Genomic DNA, 19,375 nt, shown 5'->3' with positions numbered 1-19,375 from the left:
TCAGTAGGAATAGGACAGGTTCATGAACACGCCGCGCGCGCGGCTCGCGTCGCCGCCGCCGAGGTTGGCGCGGTACTGCAGGCTCCAGTCGATGTGCGAGCGCTGGGCGGTATAGCGGTCGCCCGCGAGCCAGTAGCGGAAGTTCACGCCGGGGCCGGCCGACACCGACCAGGAGCGGCCATTGCCTGCCAGGTCGAAGGAGCCGAAGCCCGCCACGGGAACACCGGAGGCGCGGTTGCGGTTGGAATACCAGTCCGCGGCCACGCTGAGGTGCGGGAAGATGACCAGGCGGTCGCTGTAGGGCGTGAGGAAGCTGCGGCCGGCGCGCACCTCCCCGGCGACGAAGCCCTGCCCCCGCTTCAGGCGGCCCTCGCCGGTGGACAGGACATCGCCCGAGGTGTTGCGCACGGCGTAGCGCACGGGCGTGTCCAGCAGGGTGTAGCCGGCCTGCAGGTAGCCTTCCATCGTGAACCAGTCGCTCGCATCCAGGCGCAGGCCCGTGCCGTCGTAGAAGCCGTAGAGCATGTAGGCCTGCCAGCCGCCGGTGCCCCGGCTGGACTGGTAGTTGACGGCGCTGGCCTGGTTGTTCAGCTGGCAGCGCACGTCGTCCGCCGCGGGGTTGAGCGCTCCGCTGCGGGACGCGCTGCCCAGCAGGAACTGCCGCTCGATGCCGAAGGTCAGGTTGGCAGACGCCGACGGAGTCAGCCGCGCGCCGATCGCGCCGGTGGTGGACGGCAGGCCCGACACGCCGCGGGTGCGGGTCTCGGCGACATCGATCGTGCCGCCGCAGGGATTGCTCACCACCTGGGCCCCGGTCACGTCCGTGCCGCTGCGCAGCGTATTCGACACCCGGCCATAGACATCGAAGGTGGTGTTGCTCGAATTGAGGAACTGCGGCGGCCTCCAGTACACCTCGGCGGTGGAGAAGACCGAATCGCCGGGCACTGACACCGGCTGCCCGACCAGGGCATTGGATGCCGAACGGGCGCCGCGGTAGCCCACCGAAGCGTTCACGCCCCACTCGCGCGAGAAGTTGCCGACGGCGCTGCGGGTGTCGAACCGCTGCTGGGCATCCAGCGGCAGCTTGCCGGCATCCGCGTCGTCGATGGCCTGCCGCAGCATGGCGGCGGCCGCGGGGCGGTTGCCCGTGGCCGCGGTGGCATAGGCTTCGTCCAGCACGTTGGTGGCCGGGGCCTCGCCGGTGCTGCGCGCGGCCACGAAATCCTGCAGCGCCAGTTGCGGCCGGTCTTCGGCAAGGTACAGGTAGGCGCGCTGCCGCAGCAGCGTGGCGTCCGCCGGGGTGGCCTGCAGGGCTGCGTCCAGGCGCTGCAGCGCCTCCTGGCGCTCTGCGCGGTCGCCCGCGGCCAGCGCGATGGTCAGCAGGTTCTGGTTGGCCGCGTTGGCGGGCTGTTCCGCCACGGCCTTGCGCGCGAGCACGATGGCATCCGCATAGCGCTTCTGCCCGTAGGCCGCGTAGGCACGCGCGGCGGGGTTGTCCGTGCCCGGCGCGTCCCAGGGCTGCAGTTCGCAGGTGGTGCCGTAAGGCGTTTCGCGGCACATCTGCAGCGGCGCATAGGCCGTGGCGTCGCCCGGCACGGCCGACCGGCCCCAGCGCGTGGCCTCCGCGGCACGTGCGCGCCGGGCGGCCGCCTGCGCATCGTCCGCGGGCAGCGGGTCGAGCAGCGCGAGCGCCTGCGTGGGCCGCCCCGCGGCCAGGGCAAGGTCTGCGCCGATCAGCCGCGTATCGCGGCGCTGCGCATCGTCGATCCAGTCGTGCCCGAGCACCGCCTGGATGTCTTCCTCGGCTGCATCGGAGCGCCCCAGTTGCTGGCGCAGGTAGGCGCGCAGCAACTGCACGGCGGTGTTCTCCTCGTCCACCTGCAGTGCCGCCGTGGCGGCCTGCTCGGCCCCTGCGATGTCCTGGGTGCTCTGCAGAATGCCGATGAGCAGCATCTGGTGGCTGGGCACGTCCGGGGCCAGCCGCACGGCCTCCCGGGCATCCGCCACGCCCTCGAGCGGCTTGTTCCGGGCAATGGCGTCGTAAGCCTTCTGCGCGTGCTGGTTGGCGATGGCCTGCCGGGCGAGCCGCACTCGGGCCTCGATGTCGTTGCGGTTCGGCGCGCCCAGCGCCATGGCTTCGGCTCCCGCGCGGATGGCGTCCTCATAGCGCTGCCCGTCCTGCAGCGCATCCAGCCACAGCAGCACCCAGGGACCCTGGCTGGGGTCCAGCCGCACCGCCTCCTCGGCCGTGCGCGCCGCCTGGGCGTAGTCGCCCCGATTGTACTGCTCGTAGGCCTGCGTGGCGACGGGAAAACCGCGCCGGTACGCTTCCGTGGTGACCACACCTTGCACCGCAGGCTGGGGCCGCAGGATGGCCACCGCCGCCTCCAGTTCGGGACTGGAGGCCCCCCGCGCCACCGCCTGCTCCGCGGCGCGCAGCGCATCCTCGTTGCGGCCCAGTTTCTGCAGCGCATAGACGCGCAGCAACTGCAGCCGCGCGACGTCCGGACGCAATTGCAGCGCCGCGTCGGCACGCTGCAGGGCGCGCTCGTAGCGGCCGCGTGCATAGGCCCGGTAGCCTTCGTTGGCCAGGCGCCAGGCCCGGCCGCGCAGCACCGGTCCGCGCGCGGCCTTGCGCTTGCGCAGCACGGGGCGAGCCCCTGCCGGGGAACCTGCATCGGCGCGCGTCGTGGGCGAGCGCTCGGCCCTTCCCTGCGCACGCCGGGCGGGCTCCACAGGCTCGGCAGGCAGGAAAACCGGCGGCGGCCGGTTCGACACGGCATAGAGTCGGGCCGGCCACCACGGCATCGGCGGCGGCATGTCCACGACGATGTCGGCCTTGCCGGGGCGCGGAACATCGGCATCCGCCTCGCGGTCCGACGGCCCGCGTCCGGCGCCCGGATCGCCGTGCAGCGCCAGTTCCATCCGCATGCGCCGCGCCATGGCGTCGCGCGGATCCAGCAGCGTGTGGGCGGCGTGGACCACCGGTTCCTGCGGCAGGTCGGGCAGGCGGGACGGGCGCGGCAGGCTGAGGCTGTAGCTCATGGCAAGCCGCAGCGGCGGATCGTCCTGGCCCTCGCCCATCTTCGCGGCATGCTGCAGGCCGGCCGTGGCCATGGCGGGCGCGACGGGCCACAGGGCGGCCAGGGAAACCGCCAGGATGGTGCGGTGGCTCAGTCGGTTCATGCGGTTCGGGCCTGCGGGGAAGCGTGGGAAAACTCTGCGGCATGGGCCGACTCTTCGCGCTGGAAGGAAATCGCCTCTTCCAGCGTGCCCTCGTCGAGCCAGCCGTTCTCCAGCAGGATGGTGCCCAGCGGCCGGCCGGAGGCGCTCTGCAATTGCAGAGCCTGGTCGAGATGCGCCTCGTCGATCGCGCGCCAGGACAACAGCACCTCGCCCAGGCGCCGGCGGCGCTGCACCAGTTGGTCCGCCGAGGGGAAGTCGTGCATGGTCTTGTCCCAGACCAGCCGGGTCCCGAACAGCTTGTTGGACAAGAAGAGCTTCCACGCCCGCGCCGCCGCCATGGCGTTGATGCAGTTGCCCACGATCATGCGCGGCACCGACAGCAGCCCGTGCTCCCAGCCGTACATGCTGGTCACGAAATAGGCGCGCTGCACCACCCGCAGCATCAGGGCGAAGGCGTTGAGGCCCATCACCGTCATGAGCCATCCGCCGGGCGAGAACACCGAGGGGTAATAGACCGTCCACCAGCCCAGCGCGTCGGCGATGAAGAACAGCAGGAAATTGAACATCAGCAGGTAGCCGAGCATGGCCATGAAGGACGTGACCAGTCCCTTGCGGTCGCGGAACAGCAGGTACTTGGTCGCCAGCGATCCGCTCCAGCCCACCTGCTCCCAGCCCTGCAGGCCGATGCCCAGCGTCCAGCGCGCCTTCTGCCGGTAGGCGGTGCGGAAGGTGTCCGGGAAGAATTCGCGCACGCCCAGGGGCATCTGGATCGTGCCGGTCTTCTCGCGCCCGAGGCCGAAGAAGGCCACGCGGCGCGTGACGTAATCGACGTTGAACTTGCCGAAGATCTGCTTCATGCCCATGCGGCTCAGGCGCGTGCCGATGTCGTAGTCCTCGGTCAGGCTGTCCACGTTGAAGGGCTGGTTGTCCATGGTGCGCGACAGCTCGTGCAGCGCCCGGTGCGAGAAGCACGTGCCCACCCCGGCGGACGGCACCATGCTAGACATGCTTTCGCGCACCACGAGGTCCTTGCTGTGCCACTCCGCGAATTCGTCCATGTAGGTGCCGGCGACGATTTCGAACCAGCTGCGTTCCAGGGAGGTAACCGGCAGCTGGATGAAGTCCATGCGCGGCAGCAGGTAGTTGTAATACTTGAGTTCCAGCGGGTGGAGCACGTCTTCGCTGTCGTGCAGCACGACGCCCGCGAAAGGTGCGGGCATGTGCTTTTCATGGCTGAAGAGCGCCTGCACGATCCAGTTCAGGCAGTCGGCCTTGCAGGTGGGGCCGTCGTGCGGCACCTCCACGCGCACCAGCTGGCGGTAGCGGCGCCGCATGCGTTCCACTTCCGCGATGGTGCGGGCATCGTTGCGGTAGGTGCCGACGAAGATCGTGTAGTCCTTGTATTCCAGCGTGGACACCATGTTGCTCAGCATGGGCGCGATCACGTCGTACTCCAGCCAGGCGGGCACCATGATGGCCATCGGCTGCTCGGGCCGGTCGCGCAGCTCCTGCGCGGTGAGGCGCTTGTACCGGCGCCGCACCATCACGCTGCGGTAGGCCTGCCGCGTCCAGTACCACACGTCGATGAACAGGTCATCGATGCTCGACAGCAGGATGACCACGCTCACCACTGCCGTGAGGATCTCCAGGCAGCGGTAGTAATCCGCGAAGAAATAAGGCCAGTACAGCGACATGCCGGCTCGGTCCGTTCAGCAGGCGGCCTCAGGACGACCTGCGCTGCTCCGCGCGGCGGCGTGCACGGTAGGCGGCCACGAGCACCAGCAGCACCACCAGCAACAGGATGCTCAGCAGCGGCACGCCCCACGACAGGTAGCGGCGCCATTCGTAGAAGGCGCTCTCCCCCGCGCCCGGCGGCAGGCTGGCCGACGGGTTGCTGCTGTCCACCCAGCTCACCGGGCCGTCCGCACCGATGAGCGCGATGTCGCCGCGATTGAGCACGAAGGCCTTTTGCACCGCCGCCGTCTGCTCGCCCAGCGGCTGCCAGACCAGGCCATGCTGCCCGTTCGAGCGGCTGACCTCCACCGCGGAGAGGCGGGCTAGTCCGTCCACGTCCAGCCAGGGTGCGTTGCGCCCGTTGATGCGCAGGTGCGCGTCCTGGATCTGCACTTTGGGCTCCGTTCCCTGCACCGGCACCTGCAGCGCGAGGAAGGGCCGGCCGGGCGCGAAGGGCTTGCCCTGTTCCACCACCGCGAACTCCGCGCGCACCGGCGTCACACCCGCCGCGACGGCGATGCGGATGAGGCGTGCCAGGGACTGCGGAGCATCCGCCAGGTACGAGGCCGGCACGGCGACCACCGGCGTGCCCGACATCAGGGGCAGCAGGCCGACGAAGGTGCCATCGGGCTCGGAGTCGCCGGCGCGCACATAGCTCGTGGGCAGCACGTTGACCGGGAAACCCTGCGGGGTCTCGTTGCAATCGTTGGAATACGGCTGGCGCTGCACGGACACGCGCACCACGTTGCTCAGGCCCAGGGCATAGCCCGGCACGCGCGCATCGAGCCGCTCGGGCCGGCCGTCGGCCTCCAGGCGCTTGGCCGAGAGCAGCACGTTGTTCCAGAATACCGAGGCCACCGGCCGCGTGGACGAGGCCCCGGGCGCCGCGGCGATGTCGATCACCAGGTCGGACGGCATGCGTCCGTTCACGGCGACGGCCGCGAGCGGCAGCGAGGCCGTCCAGTCCCCGCGGGACACGACGTCGAAGCTGGCGTCGCTGCCGAAGCCCGCGAGGCGGATGACCGTGCGGTCCTCCGCGTCAGGAGCGTCCGCACGGACCACCGTGGCCTGGCGCGTCACCAGGATGTTGCGCCACACCTCCGCGAAAACGCCGGCCGCCTGCGCGCCCGCGTCTTCCGCCACGGCGATCACCGGGCGCGCGCCCAGCGTCGCCAGACGGATCTGGTGGGAGGCCAGCCCGCCGGGGGCCGCCACAGTCTGCAGGTTGCGCCAGGCGGTGAAGGCGCGCGCGCCATCGGCGTCGCCCGCCAGTTGCGCGCCCAGCGCGTCCAGCGCCCTGCCGATCTGCTGCTGCAGCGCGCCATCGGCCACCGCGATGTCGCCGGTGGCGGACACCGCGCCCAGCACGACCAGGGCACCGATCTCCGCATCGTCCTTGAGCACGTAGCGGGCATTGCCGGTGGCCAGTCCCGCGAACGCGGGCAGGGAGGCCAGGCCGGAGGGCACCTGCCAGCCGGTGGTATCCACCGTGTCGCCCGGCACGGGGAAGGCCTTCACCACCACGCGGCGATTGGCCTGCTCCAGTGCCGCGCCGATGCGCCACGCGGTGTCGTACGACGCCTTGGAAAGATTGCGCGAGGCCACCAGCAGCGTGGGTCGCGCGGGCAGCGTCACCCAGGCATCCGCCAGGCTGGTGAGCGAACCGCTGCTGAAGCGGTAGTTGAAGCGCGTCTCGGCCGCGACCGACAGCACATTGCCCGTGGCCCGCTCCACCTCGCAGATGCGGTGCGCTACGTTGTTGAGCCAGTTCACCCCCAGGCGCAGGAAACCGTTGGTGCGCACGCTGGTGTCCACCTTGAGCGTCTGGCTGGCATCGCCCTCGGGCGATTCGATGCGCCGCGAGAACACGGGCCGGCCGTTGACGGACAGCAGCATCGACGTGCGGCCCTCTTCCGCCTTGTAGTAGCGGCCGCTGAAGTCGATGCTCGCCTCCGCGAGGGGCAGCGTGCGCGGCACGGGCAGGAAAAACTCCTGCTTCGCATCGAAGCCGTTGAGCAGCACCGCATCGGTGAAGCCCAGGTCGGACAGCGCGAAGCTGCGCGTGACCCAGGTATCGCCCTGCAGGCGCTGCAGCGCGTCGCCCGCGGGGCTCGCCATCGCGAGGAGCGGGACACTCAGACCCATCATGCAGATCAGTCTGGAAGCGCGTGGCAGGCGCAGGGGGCTGGGAACCATGGGAATGCTCCGGAATGACACGGGAAAGTGGGAAAGGAAGGGGGCCGGGGGCCGGCTCAGGGTGCGAACTCGTCGAAGGGGCGTCCGCACAGCGCATCGACGATGCGGCGGCATGCCTGCCCGTCGCCGTAGGGATTGCCGCGCCAGCCGAATCCCGCGTGGAACGCAGCGTCGTCCAGCAGCCGGTTGGCTTCCTGGAGGATGCGCTCGCGCGAGGTGCCCACCAGGCGCACCGTGCCGGCGGCCACGGCTTCGGGACGCTCGGTGACGTCGCGCATCACCAGCACGGGCTTGCCCAGGTAGGGCGCCTCTTCCTGCACACCGCCCGAATCCGTCAGGATCAGGTGGGCGCGGCGCATGAACCAGACGAAATCCAGGTAGTCGAGCGGAGGGATCAGGTGGACGGAGGGCAGTCCCGAGAGCGTCTCCGTCACCACGTCGCGGACATTCGGGTTCAGGTGCACGGGATAGACGATCTGCACGTCGCTGCGGCCCGCGAGCTCCGCCAGCGCGGCGCAGATGCTGCGGAATCCGCTGCCGAAGTTCTCCCGGCGGTGCCCGGTGACCAGCACCAGCCTGCGGCCCGCGTCGATCCATCCGTAGCGGCCGGCCACCGCGGCTTCGATGCCGGGGTCGGCATCGAAGCGCGCGACGGTGGCGGCCAGCGCATCGATCACCGTGTTGCCGGTGACCCATGCGCGGCCCGGCACCTGTTCGCGCAACAGCGCATCGCGGGCGGCGGGCGTCGGAGCGAACAGCCAGGTGGCCATGGAATCCACCACACGCCGGTTCATCTCCTCCGGGAAGGGCGACTGCAGGTCGCCGCTGCGCAGCCCCGCTTCCACGTGGCCGATCGGTATGCGGCGGTGGAACGCCGCCATGGCACAGGCCGCCGCAGTGGTGGTATCGCCATGGACCAGCACGCAATCCGGACGCACCGAGGCGAGCACGTCGTCCACGCTGCCCACGAGCCGGGCGAACAGCCCGTTGAGGCTCTGGTCCGGGCGCATCACGTCGAGGTCGTGGTCTGCCTGCAGCCCGAACAGCGACATGACCTGGGCCAGCATTTCCCGGTGCTGCCCCGTGACGCACACGGTGTTCTGCAGCCGGGCCTCCTGGCGCAGCGCAGCCACCAGGGGCGCCATCTTGATGGCCTCGGGCCGGGTACCGAAAATCGACAGGACGTGCATTCGAGGTGTCAGCAGAAATGCCGGCACGGGCCGTTCCGCGGCTTTCGCGGCGGCGCCCGCACAGGCAGGAAACTGGAGCAAGGCGCGTTGTGCGCCCCCGGGCGGGACCGATCTGCGTCGTCTGACCCTCGATGCGTCGATGTTAGCAAATGTCTCCGACGGTCAAACAGATTTTCAATAGATTTAATTATCCCGATAGTCAAAATTGTTGGCCGGGCGCGACTGTGCACGACTCCGCAGCAACGCGGTTAAATTGGCGGCCCGTCCCATCCCGCGCCCGTCCACCCCGGCGCCTGGCCGAATGCCGCCGCCCATGACCTCCATGACCGCATCCGATTTCCACTCTCCCGGCGTGCTCCGGCTTCGCCAGGATCTCGCGCTGGCCCTGCGCGCCGCTGCCCACCATGGCCTGGGTGAAGGCGTCTGCAACCACTTCAGCGTGGAACTGCCCGACGGCTCCGGCCGCTTCCTGCTCAACCCCCGGGGCCTGATGTGGAGCGAGGTGTTCGAGGACGACATCGTGCTCGTGGACGCGCAGGGCGCGGTCCTTGCCGGAAGGCATGCGGTCGAACCGACGGCGATGTTCATCCACGCGGCCCTGCACCAGGTGGGCCGGCATGCCTGCGTGCTGCACACGCACATGCCCTTCGCCACGGCCCTGACGCTGACCGGCTGCGGGGGCCTGGACACCGCGCTGTCGCAGAACGCGATGCGCTTCCATGGCCGCGTGGCGATCGACCGGCAGTACAACGGGCTGGCCCTGGATGCGTCCGAGGGCCGGCGCATCGCGGCGGCCATGGGTGGCTGCGACGTCGGCTTCCTCGGCAACCACGGCGTGGTGGTGTGCGGCGCGCGCATCGACCATGCCTACGACGACCTCTATTACCTGGAGCGGGCCTGCCAGGCCGAGGTGCTCGCCCGCTCCACGCGCAGTCCGCTGCGCCCGGTCGCGCCGTCGCTGGCCGCCGAGGTGGCGCGGCAGACGCTGGGCGAGCGGCTGCAGTCGGAACTTTTCTTCGAGGCGCTGCGGCGCACGCTGCCCGCGGCTGCCGGGCCGAAGTCCTGAGGCACCGCGATCCGGAACCCCGGCCATGTCCCTGCGCGCCGCCTCGCCCGCCCTGGCCGCCGCCGTGCTGTTCGGAGCCAGCACGCCGTTCGCGAAGCTGCTGGCCGGCGATGTACCGCCCCTGCTCTTGGCCGGACTGCTCTACCTCGGCAGTGGACTGGGGCTGGGTGCGCTGCTCCTGGCGCGGCGGACCATGGGCCGGCAGGCCCGCCATGCTCCGGGCGATACGGCGGGAATCGCCCGCGGGGATCTGCCCTGGCTGGCCGGCGCCGTTGTCTTCGGCGGAATGCTGGGCCCGGCATTGCTCATGGGAGGACTGGCCGGCACCTCGGGCACTGCGGCCTCGCTCCTGCTCAACCTCGAAGGCGTGTTCACCGCCCTGCTGGCATGGATCGTCTTCCGGGAGAACGCCGAGCGCCGGGTCGTGCTGGGAATGGCCGCGATGGTGCTGGGCGGCGTGCTGCTGTCTTGGGCGCCGGGAGGCTCCTCGTCGCTGCTCCATGCCCTTCTCATCGTGGCTGCATGCCTGTGCTGGGGCGTGGATAACAACCTGACCCGGCAGGTGTCCTCGGGCGATGCCATGGCGATCGCCTGCTCCAAGGGACTGTTCGCCGGGGCCTGCAATACGGCTCTGGCACTGACCCTGGGAGCGCAATGGCCGTCGTGGGCGTCCGTGGCCGCCTGCCTGGCCGTCGGCCTGCTCGGCTACGGGCTCAGCCTCACCCTGTTCGTGGTCGCCCTGAGGACCCTCGGTACCGCGCGGACCGGCGCCTATTTCTCGACCGGGCCTTTCTTCGGAGTGCTCCTGTCGCTGGCCCTGTGGCCGGAAGTCCCTCCCGCGCTCTTCTGGCCCGCGGCCCTGCTCATGGCTGCCGGCGTCTGGCTGCACCTCGGAGAACGGCACGAGCATGAGCACACGCACGAGGCCCTGGAGCATGCGCACGGGCACGTGCACGATGAACACCACCGGCACGACCACGGTCCGGAATGGGACGGGACCGAGCCCCATGTCCATGCCCACCGCCACGAGGCGATGACGCACCGGCATCCTCACTACCCGGACATCCACCACCGCCACGCGCATTGAGCACGCCGCAGTGGCCCTTTTTCATTCCGTGCGGATCGGCCAGTCCAGTTGCCGGCCGCTTTCGAACCGGCGCTCCCGGCCCGTGACCGGATCGGTGAAGGCGATCGCCCGCGCCAGCAGTTGCAGCGGCCGCGAGAAATCGCCCTCCGGCGGATCGTTCACTTCCGGATAGAAGGCGTCGCCCCGCAGCGGCAGGCCCAGGGCCGCCATGTGGACCCGTAGCTGGTGGCGCCGCCCCGTCACCGGGGACAGGCGGTAGCGGGCCCAGGCGCCGTCCACGTCCAGCACCTCCATGCGGGTGAGACTGTTGGCCTCGCCCGGTACCTCGTGCATGCGGAAGAACTGCGGGCTTTCCTCGATCCGGCTGGCCCGCTCCCGGGGGAAGGCCACGTCGGCCCGCCAGGGCGCGACGGCCTCGTAGGTCTTGTCCACCGCCCGGTCGCGGAACAGCGCCTGGTAGCGGCCCCGCGTGGTGCGCTGCACCGAAAACAGCACCAGCCCCGCCGTGTCGCGGTCGATCCGGTGCACGGGCGACAGCTCGTCCAGGCCCAGGCGGCGCTTGAGCCGCACCAGCAGCGTGTGCTGAAGGTAGCGCCCGGTGGGTACCACGGGCAGAAAGTGCGGCTTGTCGGCCACCACCAGGTGCTCGTCCTGGTAGAGCACCGCTTCCTCGAAGGGGATGACCGCCTCGCTCGGCAGCTCCCGGTAGTAATAGATGCGCAGGCCCGGAACGAACGGGCGGCCTGCGGTGACCGGGCTCGCGTGCTCGTCCACCACTTCGCCGCGCTCCATGCGCAGCAGCCATTCCGCCCGGCCGACCACGGGCAGCCGCTCGGCCAGGAAGTCGATCAGCAGGCCGCCGCCCTGGCTGGGCGTGACCACGCAACTGGGGCTGACGCCCTCGCGCACCGGCAGGACGCGTGGATCGTGGGAGTTGTGCATGGGCGCGCATTCTAGGCACGGCCCGCCTTCTGCCGCCTCCGTGTAGGACAAGGGCCCGTGGCACATGGGATGCCTGCCGTCGCCGGGGCGGCCCGGCGCACACTAGGATCGGACGCAGGCTTGCGCCTTTCCTATCCACGCTCCGTCTCCATCCCATGCGCCCTTCCATTCCGCTCCCCTCCCACCGTTTCCGTGCGGCACGCCGGCAGCGCGGGCGCGCCCTGAACTGGCTGCTGGGCCTGCTGGCCGCCCTGGTCGCCCTGGCGCTGATCGCCCTCGCGATCCTGCTGACCTTCGACTGGAACCGCGCCCGCCCCTGGATCAACGAACGCGTGAGCGCAGCGACCGGGCGGCATTTCGCGATCGAGGGCGACCTCACGGCCCGCTGGCACTGGCCGCAGCCGGCGGACATGGAAACCGGCTGGCGACGCTGGGTGCCCGGCCTCACCGTGCAGGCCGATCGCATGGTGCTGGGCAACCGTGCGGACTTCGGGCGCTACGGCGCAGTGGGCATGGATGCGGACAATGCCGACGCCCGGGTGGTGGAACGCCGCGCCGCCGCGGCTTCTGCGCCTGCATCGGCGCCGGCGTCGGCAGCCAGCGCTCCCGAGGCCACCCGGGCCGCCGGGTCCGGGCCCGTGCCTCCATCCATGGCCACGGTGGGCCGTGCCACGGCCTCTCTCAAGCTGCTGCCGCTGCTGGTGCGGCACGTGTCCATCGGTACGCTGTCCATCCAGACGCCCGACGTGGCGCTGGCCCGCCGTGCCGACGGCAGCAACAACTGGACGTTCGACCGCCCTGCTCCCGACGGCAGCGCCAGCCCCAACCCCTGGACGGTGAACGTGGCCCGGCTGGTGGTCAACGATGGCCGGCTGGCGCTGTCGGATGCGCAGAAGGACCTGGCCTTCGTCGCGCACCTGGCGACCCAGAGCCGGCCCGGCCCCTATGGAGTGCGCTTCGACGTGCGCGGGCGCTATGCCAAGGCGCGCATCGAAGGCAGCGGCCAGGCGGGCAATGCACTGTCGCTGCGGCAGCAGGACGTGCAGTACCCCCTGCAGTTCAAGGCACGGGCCGGCACGGTGCGGGCCGAGGTGGAGGGCACGCTGGCCAATCCGCTGGCGCTCGCCGGCATGGACCTGCAGGTGCTGCTGCAGGCCGAGAGCATGGCCGACCTGTATCCGCTCACCGGCATCGTGCTGCCGAACACGCCGCCCTTCCGCACCAAGGGCCACCTGGTCGGCAGCCTGGAGCCCGGCCGCGCGGTGTGGGATTACCGCGACTTCACCGGCACGGTGGGCCAGAGCGACCTGCGCGGCCAGCTCACCTATACCTCCGGCCAGCCGCGCCCGCGCCTCAAGGGCGAGATGGCGTCGCGGCAACTGCGCCTGGCCGACCTGGGGCCCGTGGTCGGGGCGCCCTCCGGCGAGCGTCCGCAGGAGAAAGGCACGTCGAAGCGCGCGGGCAAGGTGCTGCCCGACGCCTCGTTTGCCACCGACCGGTGGAACGCCATGGACCTGGATCTCACGTTCAAGGGCGAGCGCATCGTGCGCGACGAAAGCCTGCCCATCGAGAACCTGGACGTGCATGCCCGCATGGACAACGCGCAGCTCACGCTCTCGCCCCTGCGCTTCGGCGTGGCGCAGGGCAAGATCGACTCCAACGTGGTGCTCGACGGCCGCGATGGCCCGCTCAAGGCCCAGCTGCGCGGCAGCGTGGACGGGCTGCGCCTGTCGGCCCTCTTCCCCAAGGTCGAGCTGATGGAAAAGAGCTTCGGCCGGCTCGACGGCGCCATGGCGGTGAACGGCACGGGCAACTCGATCGCGAAGATGCTGGGCACCAGCAACGGCGAGGCGCGCGTCTATATCCGCGACGGCCGCTTCAGCAAGCAGATGCTCGACCTGGCGGCACTCAACGTGGGCAGTGTCGTGGTGGCCAAGCTCTTCGGCGAGAACAAGGAAGTGCAGCTGCGCTGCGCCGTGGCGGATTTCGGCATCAAGGATGGCATCGCGCAGACCCGCTCCGTGAAGCTCAACACCGAAGAGGCCGTGGTCGAGGCCATGGGCACGCTCGACCTGGGCCGCGAATACATGGACATCTACATCAAGCCCGAGTCGCTGAAGTGGAAGTTCTTCTCGCTGCGCACGCCGCTCTACGTGCGCGGCACGTTCGCGGACCCGAAGGTCGGCGTGGAAGCCGGCCCGCTGCTGCTGCGCGCGGGTGCCACCGTCGCCGCAGCGGCCGTGGCCCCGGTGGCGCTGGCCCTCGTGCCGGTCACCGTGCCGGCCGCGGAGGACGACGAGAACTGCGCCACCCTGCTCGCCCATGCCGACCGCAACGTGAAGGCCGGCAAGGCCGGGGCGGCGCCCCGGCCCCCGGCGTCGGCCCCTGCCCGGCCTGCAGCGTCGGCAGCGCGCTGAAGGCCGGAGGGTTCCGCCCTAATGAAAGTCCCGGCTGCCCTCCAGCGCGGGGGCGAGCCGGCCGAGCAGCGGGGTCAGGTCCTTGCAGCGCTGCAGCACCAGGTGGCGCACCGCGGCGGCGCCCGGTTCGGCGCCATCGGGGCGGTGGCACTGCCAGATGCCCTCCACGGCCAGCAGGCGCGAGCGCAGCAGCGGGTTGCGCCAGGTCTCGACGAGCGCGGGCCAGACGATGACGTTCACCGTGCCGGTCTCGTCCTCCAGCGTGACGAACATCGTGCCATTGGCCGACCCCGGCCGCTGGCGCACGGTGACGATGCCGCAGGCGCGCACGCGCCGCCCGTGCGGCACGGCCTGCAGCGCCTGCGCACCCTGGATGCGCCAGCCGGCCATGCGTTCGCGCAGCAGCGCCATGGGGTGGCGGCGCAGCGTGAGGCCGGTCGCGGCATAGTCGAAGACGATCTCCTCGCCCTCGGGCGCCTCGGGCAGGACCAGAGGGGCTTCATGCACCGGGGCCTCCTGCAGCAGTGCCGGCGCGCGCCGCTGCGCAGCCGCATCCCACATCTGCTGGCGCCGGTGCCCTGCCAGGGAGCGCAGCGCATCGGCCCCCGCCAGCGCCTGCAGGTCCTGCCGGTCCTGGCGCGCGCGCAGGGCCAGGTCCTGCACGTCGGCGAAGGGGCTTGCGGCCCGTGCGTGCATGAGCCGGGCCGCCGCCTCGGGCCCGTACCCGGCCACCAGGCGCAGGCCCAGCCGCACCGCGGGCTGCCCCAGCTGCTGGCCGGGCAGCGGCTCGGCGAGCCCTTCGAGGGTGCTGTCCCAGTCGCTGTGCGTGGCATCGGCAGGCAGCACGCGCAGCCCGTGGCGGCGCGCATCCTGCACGAGCTGCGAGGGCGTGTAGAAACCCATGGGCTGCGAATTGAGCAGGGCCACCAGGAAACAGGCGGGCTCGTGGCGCTTGAACCAGCTGCTCGCATAGGCCAGCAGCGCGAAGCTGTAGGCGTGGCTTTCGGGAAAGCCGTATTCGCCGAAGCCCAGCATCTGCTGGTAGATGCGCTGGGCGAACTCCGGGGAATATTCGTTCTTGCGCATTCCTTCCATCAGCGCCTGCTCGAAGCGGTGCACGCCGCCGCGCCGCTTCCAGGCGGCCATGGAGCGGCGCAGGTCGTCGGCCATGCCGGGCGTGAAATCCGCCGCGATCATCGCGATCTGCATGACCTGCTCCTGGAAGATGGGCACGCCCAGCGTGCGCTCGAGCGCCGGCCGCAGGTCCTCGTGCTCCAGCTCCAGCGCTTCCTTGCGGGCCCGCCGCTCCCTCGCCTGCAGGTACGGATGCACCATGCCCCCCTGGATCGGCCCGGGCCGCACGATGGCCACCTCCACCACGAGGTCGTACAGCTCGCGGGGTTTCAGGCGCGGCAGCATGCTCATCTGCGCGCGGCTCTCGATCTGGAAGACGCCCACGGTGTCGGCGGCGCAGATCATGTCGTAGGTGGCGGGATCCTCGCGCGGGATGTCCGCCAGCTCCCAGGCCTGGCCGCGCAGCGCGGCGCGCAGGTCGAGCGCGCGGCGCAGCGCGCTCAGCATCCCCAGGGCCAGCACGTCCACCTTCATGAGATGCATGTCGTCCAGGTCGTCCTTGTCCCACTGGATGATGGAGCGCCCGTCCATGCTCGCGGGCTCCACGGGCACGAGGCGCGTGAGCTTGCCTTCGGTGAGCACGAAGCCGCCCACGTGCTGGCTCAGGTGGCGCGGGAATCCGCGCAGTTCCTGGGCCAGTTCCAGCCACAGCGCGGCCGTGTGCGCGCCGATCGGCGCGCCCAGCCCGGCGGCCAGTTCCTGCAGGCGCCCGGCGGCGATGTCCTCGTCGAACCAGTGGTGGTCCTTGGCGAAGGCATCGACCACTGCCGGCGCCACGCCCAGGGCCTTGCCCACGTCGCGCAGCGCGCTGCGCGTGCGGTAGGTGATGACCACGGCCGCGATGGCCGCACGCTCGCGGCCGTACTTGCGGTAGATGTACTGGATGACCTCCTCGCGCCGGTCGTGCTCGAAGTCCACGTCGATGTCCGGCGGCTCGTCGCGCTCCTTGCTGATGAAGCGCTCGAAGAGCAGGCGGGTCTTGGTGGGATCGACCGCCGTGATGCCGAGGCAGAAGCACACCGCCGAATTGGCCGCCGAGCCCCGCCCCTGGCAGAGGATGCCCAGCCGGCGCGCCTCCCGCACGATGTCGTGCACCGTGAGGAAGTACATCTCGTAGCGGCAATGGGCGATGAGCTCCAGCTCTTTCGCGATCTGCGCGCGCACCTCCGGGGGCACGCCTTGCGGATAGCGCTGCCGCGCACCGGCTTCCGTGTAGGCCGCCAATGCCTCGCCCGGCGTCATTCCGTCGGGCACGTTCTCGCGCGGATAGCGGTAGCGGATCTCGTCGAGGCTGAAGGTGCAGCGCGCCGCCACCTCCAGCGTCGCCGCGAGCAGTGCGGGCGGATAGAAGCCTGCCAGGCGCATGCGTGGCCGCAGCCGGTGCTCGCCGTGGGCCTGCAGCGAGAAGCCGCATTCGGACACCGGGCGGCCCAGCCGCACGGCGGTGATCACGTCCTGCAGTGGCTTGCGCTGCAGCACATGCATGTGGACATCGCCGGCGGCCACCAGGGGCAGGCCCAGCGCCCGGCCGGCATGCTCCAGCGCCTCGAGCCAGGCGGCATCGTCCGGCGCCGTGTGCAGCTCCACGGCCACCCAGGGGTGGATGCCTTGCTGGCGCAGCGGTGCGCAGGCTTGCGCCAACGCCGCCTCGACGCCGCCCGGATCCAGTGCGGACAGCCGGTCGCGCCGCGGGGCGACCAGCACCTCGCAGCCCCGCAGGCGGGCAAAGTCGCTGCCTGCATGGACACGGTATTCACCCTTGGGAGCGATGCGCCGCGCATCGCTGATGAATTCGCACAGGTTGCCCCAGCCGGTCTCGTCGCGCGCCAGGGCCACGAGCCGCACATCGCCGCAGGCGAACTCGCTGCCCACGATGAGCTTCAGTCCGCTCTGGCGGGCCGCGGTGTGCGCGCGCACCACGCCGGCCACGGAGCATTCGTCCGTCAAAGCCAGCGCCGCATAACCGAGTTCGGCCGCGCGCTCCACGAGTTCGAAGGGGTGCGAGGCCCCCCGCTGGAAGCTGAAATTGCTCAGGCAGTGCAACTCGGCATAGCCGGGCAGGCCGGATGCCGCGCCGCCGCCCTCTTCGGTCTCAGGAAGTGGCTCCGCGCTCACGCATACACCCCGTGCCAGAACCATTGCAGGTGCCCGTTCGCGCCGCCTCCCTGCCATTGCCGGTAGATCCAGACCGTACCCACGGCGGCATTCGATGCCACGAAATAATCCCGCCGTTCCGTGCAGCCCTCCCACCAGCCGCCTTCGAACCGGTGCGGCCCGGCCAGCAGGCGCAGCGGCCCCTGCAGGCAGGGACGGTCGCCCTGCAGGGCCAGGGGCCGGGGCGGATGTACCAGCCAGCCCGGCCAGAAGGCGGCGTCGGCGGACGTGCCCGCGGCCTCGCCCGGTGCGACCGCCGGGGCCGCACCCCGGCGGCGGTCCACCGACTGCCCCGGCAGGCGCTGCGCGGCGGCCTCCCACCGCTGCATGCGCTCGGGCCGGTGGTCGGCCTGCAGCACGGGCACGCGCACCTGCCCGGCCCCCCAGCGGGCGGACATCCGCTCCACCCACTGGTGCCAGCCCTCGCCTTCCCCGCCTTCCTCGGTGCCCGGCGGCAGCAGGCTTTCGCTGGCCTGCGGCAGGGCCGCCGTATCGGCCGCGCGCAGCACGAGGCGATTCACCGGGGCCGCCAGGGGGCGGCGCGCCAGGTGTTCGGCCAGCAGGCGGCGCAGGTGGCCGAGGTCCTGCGTGGCCTCGGCCGTGCGCACCGCCAGGTGGTCGCCCGGTGGAAGCACCTTGCCGTCGAGACGGCGCAGGTCGTGGCGCCACGACAGCTCCAGCGCGAGCACGCCCCGGTGGCGTGCCTGCAGCCAGTCGCGCAGCGCGCCCAGCAGGCGGTTCGCGGTCCAGAGCAGCTGTTCGGCCGACGTGGCCGGCGCGGGCAGCTCGGCCGGCAGCTCGAAATGCTCGGGCAGTTCCAGCCATGGCAGGGGATGGGGTACGTCGCCCCAGGCCTGGTCCAGGGCCCGCAGCGGCTCGGCGCCGAACCGCCGGGCCGCGCCGTCGCGCGGCAGCGCGCGCACGGCGCCCCAGGTGCGGCACCCCATGCGCTCCAGGTTGGCGGCATGCGGCCGCAGGGCGGTGAGCGTGGCGAGCGGCAGGCCATGCGGCAGGCGGCGCGGCAGCGGCCGGCCCTCCGCCTGCAGCCGCAGCAGGGCCAGGGCCTGCAGGGCCGTGGGGGCCTGGGCCATGGGAACCTCATCCGGACAAGGGGGCGCTTCGCCAGGGCCAGGGCCCCTGCCGGCCGGCGCTCCGCGCGGAGCCGATGGTGGAGAGGCCCCATGTTCCTGCCTCAGCAGGGCCAGCAAATGGGCGCGGCCGCCCCAGAGCCGCTCGGTGCAGGACACCTCCAGCAGCACGGCCTCGTCCAGCAGCGCCACGCGCGGCGTGAAGCGCAGCGCCCACCAGCCGGCTGCCGCCGCGGGCATGCCCTGTGGCAGCTCAGCCTGCAGGGACGGCAGTGCGATCCAGTGCATGGCCGGCCTCCGGTCGCTCGCCCCGTGCCCGCAGGCGGGATGGCGCGGTGCGCGCCGCCATCCCCTCCCGCCAGGCGGCCAGGTGCCGCTGTTTCGCACCGCTCGTGGCGGTCAGGGCCGTCGCCAGGGCGGCGCCATGCGCAGGCACGGCCACCGGCGACAGCAGCGGCGCGCCGCGCCGCTTGAGCACGTGCACCTGCAAGGCGCCCTCGCCCTCCCCCGGCCGCACCCACAGCCGCAGCGGAGCGGGCGATGCCTGCAGCCGCCGGGACTCGGGACGGAAGACCCACAGCAGCGGGCCGCGCTGCGCCGCCGCCAGTTGCAGGCGCCTCAGCATGTCGGGATGGGCGGCCGGCAGCCAGGCCAGCACGGCCAGCACGTCCCGGCAGCGCAGCGCCTGCTCGCAGGCCCAGGCGGCCGCGGCATCGCGGCCATCCGCGGGGGGTGCCACCCAGCACAGGCGCCCTGCCGGCAGGCCCGCCGCATGCAGCACGGGCACGAAAGGTTCGAACGGAGGGGCCACCAGCACCACCTGCCCGGGCCGCGCCACCGCACCGGCCAGCGCCGGCAGCAGCAGCGGCCATTCGGGCCGGCCCTGTCCCGCCAGCAGCACTTCCGACATCGCGCCCCGCGGCCAGCCGCCCCCGGGCAGTTGCGCATCGAGCGCCGGATGGCCCGAAGGCTGCACGCGTGCGCCGAGAGCTTCATCGACAGGACGCAGCGAATCGCCCCGCCACACGCCCGGCACGTCCACCCACGCCGCGCCCGCCGCCGGGCGGGAGAGGGCCGGCGAAACCGGCGGTGAGAGGGGGACGGATGCAGCCATGGCGTCTTGTTTAATACTGTTCAAATATACAGCATTCACACCAAAGCACCAGCAGGGCCGTCGCCCT

At 71.4% G+C, this 19,375-nt stretch carries 11 protein-coding genes; 3 read left to right on the top strand and 8 right to left on the bottom strand.

What is annotated here, in order from left to right:
- The 4 genes from T336_RS0105885 to wecB are packed head-to-tail and all read right to left on the bottom strand — an operon-like array spanning position 1 to position 8,306.
- Positions 1-3,186: an NfrA family protein gene (locus T336_RS0105885; RefSeq protein ID WP_026431829.1), complete on the bottom strand. Its 3,186-nt coding sequence runs from the start codon at positions 3,184-3,186 to the stop codon at positions 1-3.
- Positions 3,183-4,880 (bottom strand): glycosyl transferase family protein, encoded by a 1,698-nt coding sequence (locus tag T336_RS0105880; RefSeq protein ID WP_026431828.1) that lies wholly within the window; start codon positions 4,878-4,880, stop codon positions 3,183-3,185. The genes T336_RS0105885 and T336_RS0105880 overlap by 4 nt, the downstream gene beginning before the upstream one ends.
- 28 nt (positions 4,881-4,908) lie before the next feature.
- A complete protein-coding gene (locus T336_RS0105875) occupies positions 4,909-7,116 on the bottom strand; it encodes a hypothetical protein (protein WP_026431827.1) in 2,208 nt (735 codons plus the stop codon).
- Positions 7,117-7,172: 56 nt separating this feature from the next.
- Positions 7,173-8,306: a non-hydrolyzing UDP-N-acetylglucosamine 2-epimerase gene (wecB, locus tag T336_RS0105870; protein ID WP_026431826.1), complete on the bottom strand. Its 1,134-nt coding sequence runs from the start codon at positions 8,304-8,306 to the stop codon at positions 7,173-7,175.
- A 322-nt stretch (positions 8,307-8,628) separates the two neighbouring features.
- Between wecB and T336_RS0105865 the strand changes: the two genes are divergently transcribed.
- Together T336_RS0105865 and T336_RS0105860 are read left to right on the top strand one after the other, a co-directional pair.
- Positions 8,629-9,372: an aldolase gene (locus T336_RS0105865; protein WP_404821579.1), complete on the top strand. Its 744-nt coding sequence runs from the start codon at positions 8,629-8,631 to the stop codon at positions 9,370-9,372.
- A 25-nt stretch (positions 9,373-9,397) separates the two neighbouring features.
- Entirely contained in the window at positions 9,398-10,459 is a 1,062-nt protein-coding gene (locus tag T336_RS0105860) for a DMT family transporter (RefSeq protein WP_019701229.1), read from the top strand.
- A gap of 21 nt (positions 10,460-10,480) precedes the next feature.
- Here the strand turns inward: T336_RS0105860 and T336_RS0105855 are convergent, their stop codons facing one another.
- Positions 10,481-11,401, bottom strand: a complete 921-nt coding sequence (locus tag T336_RS0105855) for a pseudouridine synthase (protein ID WP_026431824.1) — start codon at positions 11,399-11,401, stop codon at positions 10,481-10,483.
- 155 nt (positions 11,402-11,556) lie between these two features.
- On the opposite strand from T336_RS0105855, the gene T336_RS0105850 reads away from it, so the two are divergent.
- Positions 11,557-13,818 (top strand): AsmA family protein, encoded by a 2,262-nt coding sequence (locus tag T336_RS0105850; protein ID WP_026431823.1) that lies wholly within the window; start codon positions 11,557-11,559, stop codon positions 13,816-13,818.
- An 18-nt stretch (positions 13,819-13,836) separates the two neighbouring features.
- Here the strand turns inward: T336_RS0105850 and T336_RS0105845 are convergent, their stop codons facing one another.
- From T336_RS0105845 to imuA, 3 genes are read right to left on the bottom strand one after another with little or no spacing between them, the layout of a single operon-like run.
- On the bottom strand, positions 13,837-17,091 hold the full coding sequence (locus T336_RS0105845) for an error-prone DNA polymerase (protein ID WP_404821578.1): 3,255 nt from the start codon (positions 17,089-17,091) through the stop codon (positions 13,837-13,839).
- Complete coding sequence (locus T336_RS0105840) at positions 17,064-18,482, bottom strand: DNA polymerase Y subunit UmuC family protein (protein WP_026431821.1); 1,419 nt, start codon at positions 18,480-18,482, stop codon at positions 17,064-17,066. The genes T336_RS0105845 and T336_RS0105840 overlap by 28 nt, the downstream gene beginning before the upstream one ends.
- Positions 18,448-19,308: a translesion DNA synthesis-associated protein ImuA gene (gene imuA / locus T336_RS0105835; protein ID WP_026431820.1), complete on the bottom strand. Its 861-nt coding sequence runs from the start codon at positions 19,306-19,308 to the stop codon at positions 18,448-18,450. The genes T336_RS0105840 and imuA overlap by 35 nt, the downstream gene beginning before the upstream one ends.
- Positions 19,309-19,375 lie beyond the last annotated feature (67 nt).

This window comes from Paracidovorax oryzae ATCC 19882 (genome assembly GCF_000687165.1).
Taxonomy (GTDB): Bacteria; Pseudomonadota; Gammaproteobacteria; order Burkholderiales; family Burkholderiaceae_C; genus Paracidovorax; species Paracidovorax oryzae.
Note: the sequence above shows the minus strand (reverse complement) of the source record. Positions and strands in the feature narration are given on the sequence as shown.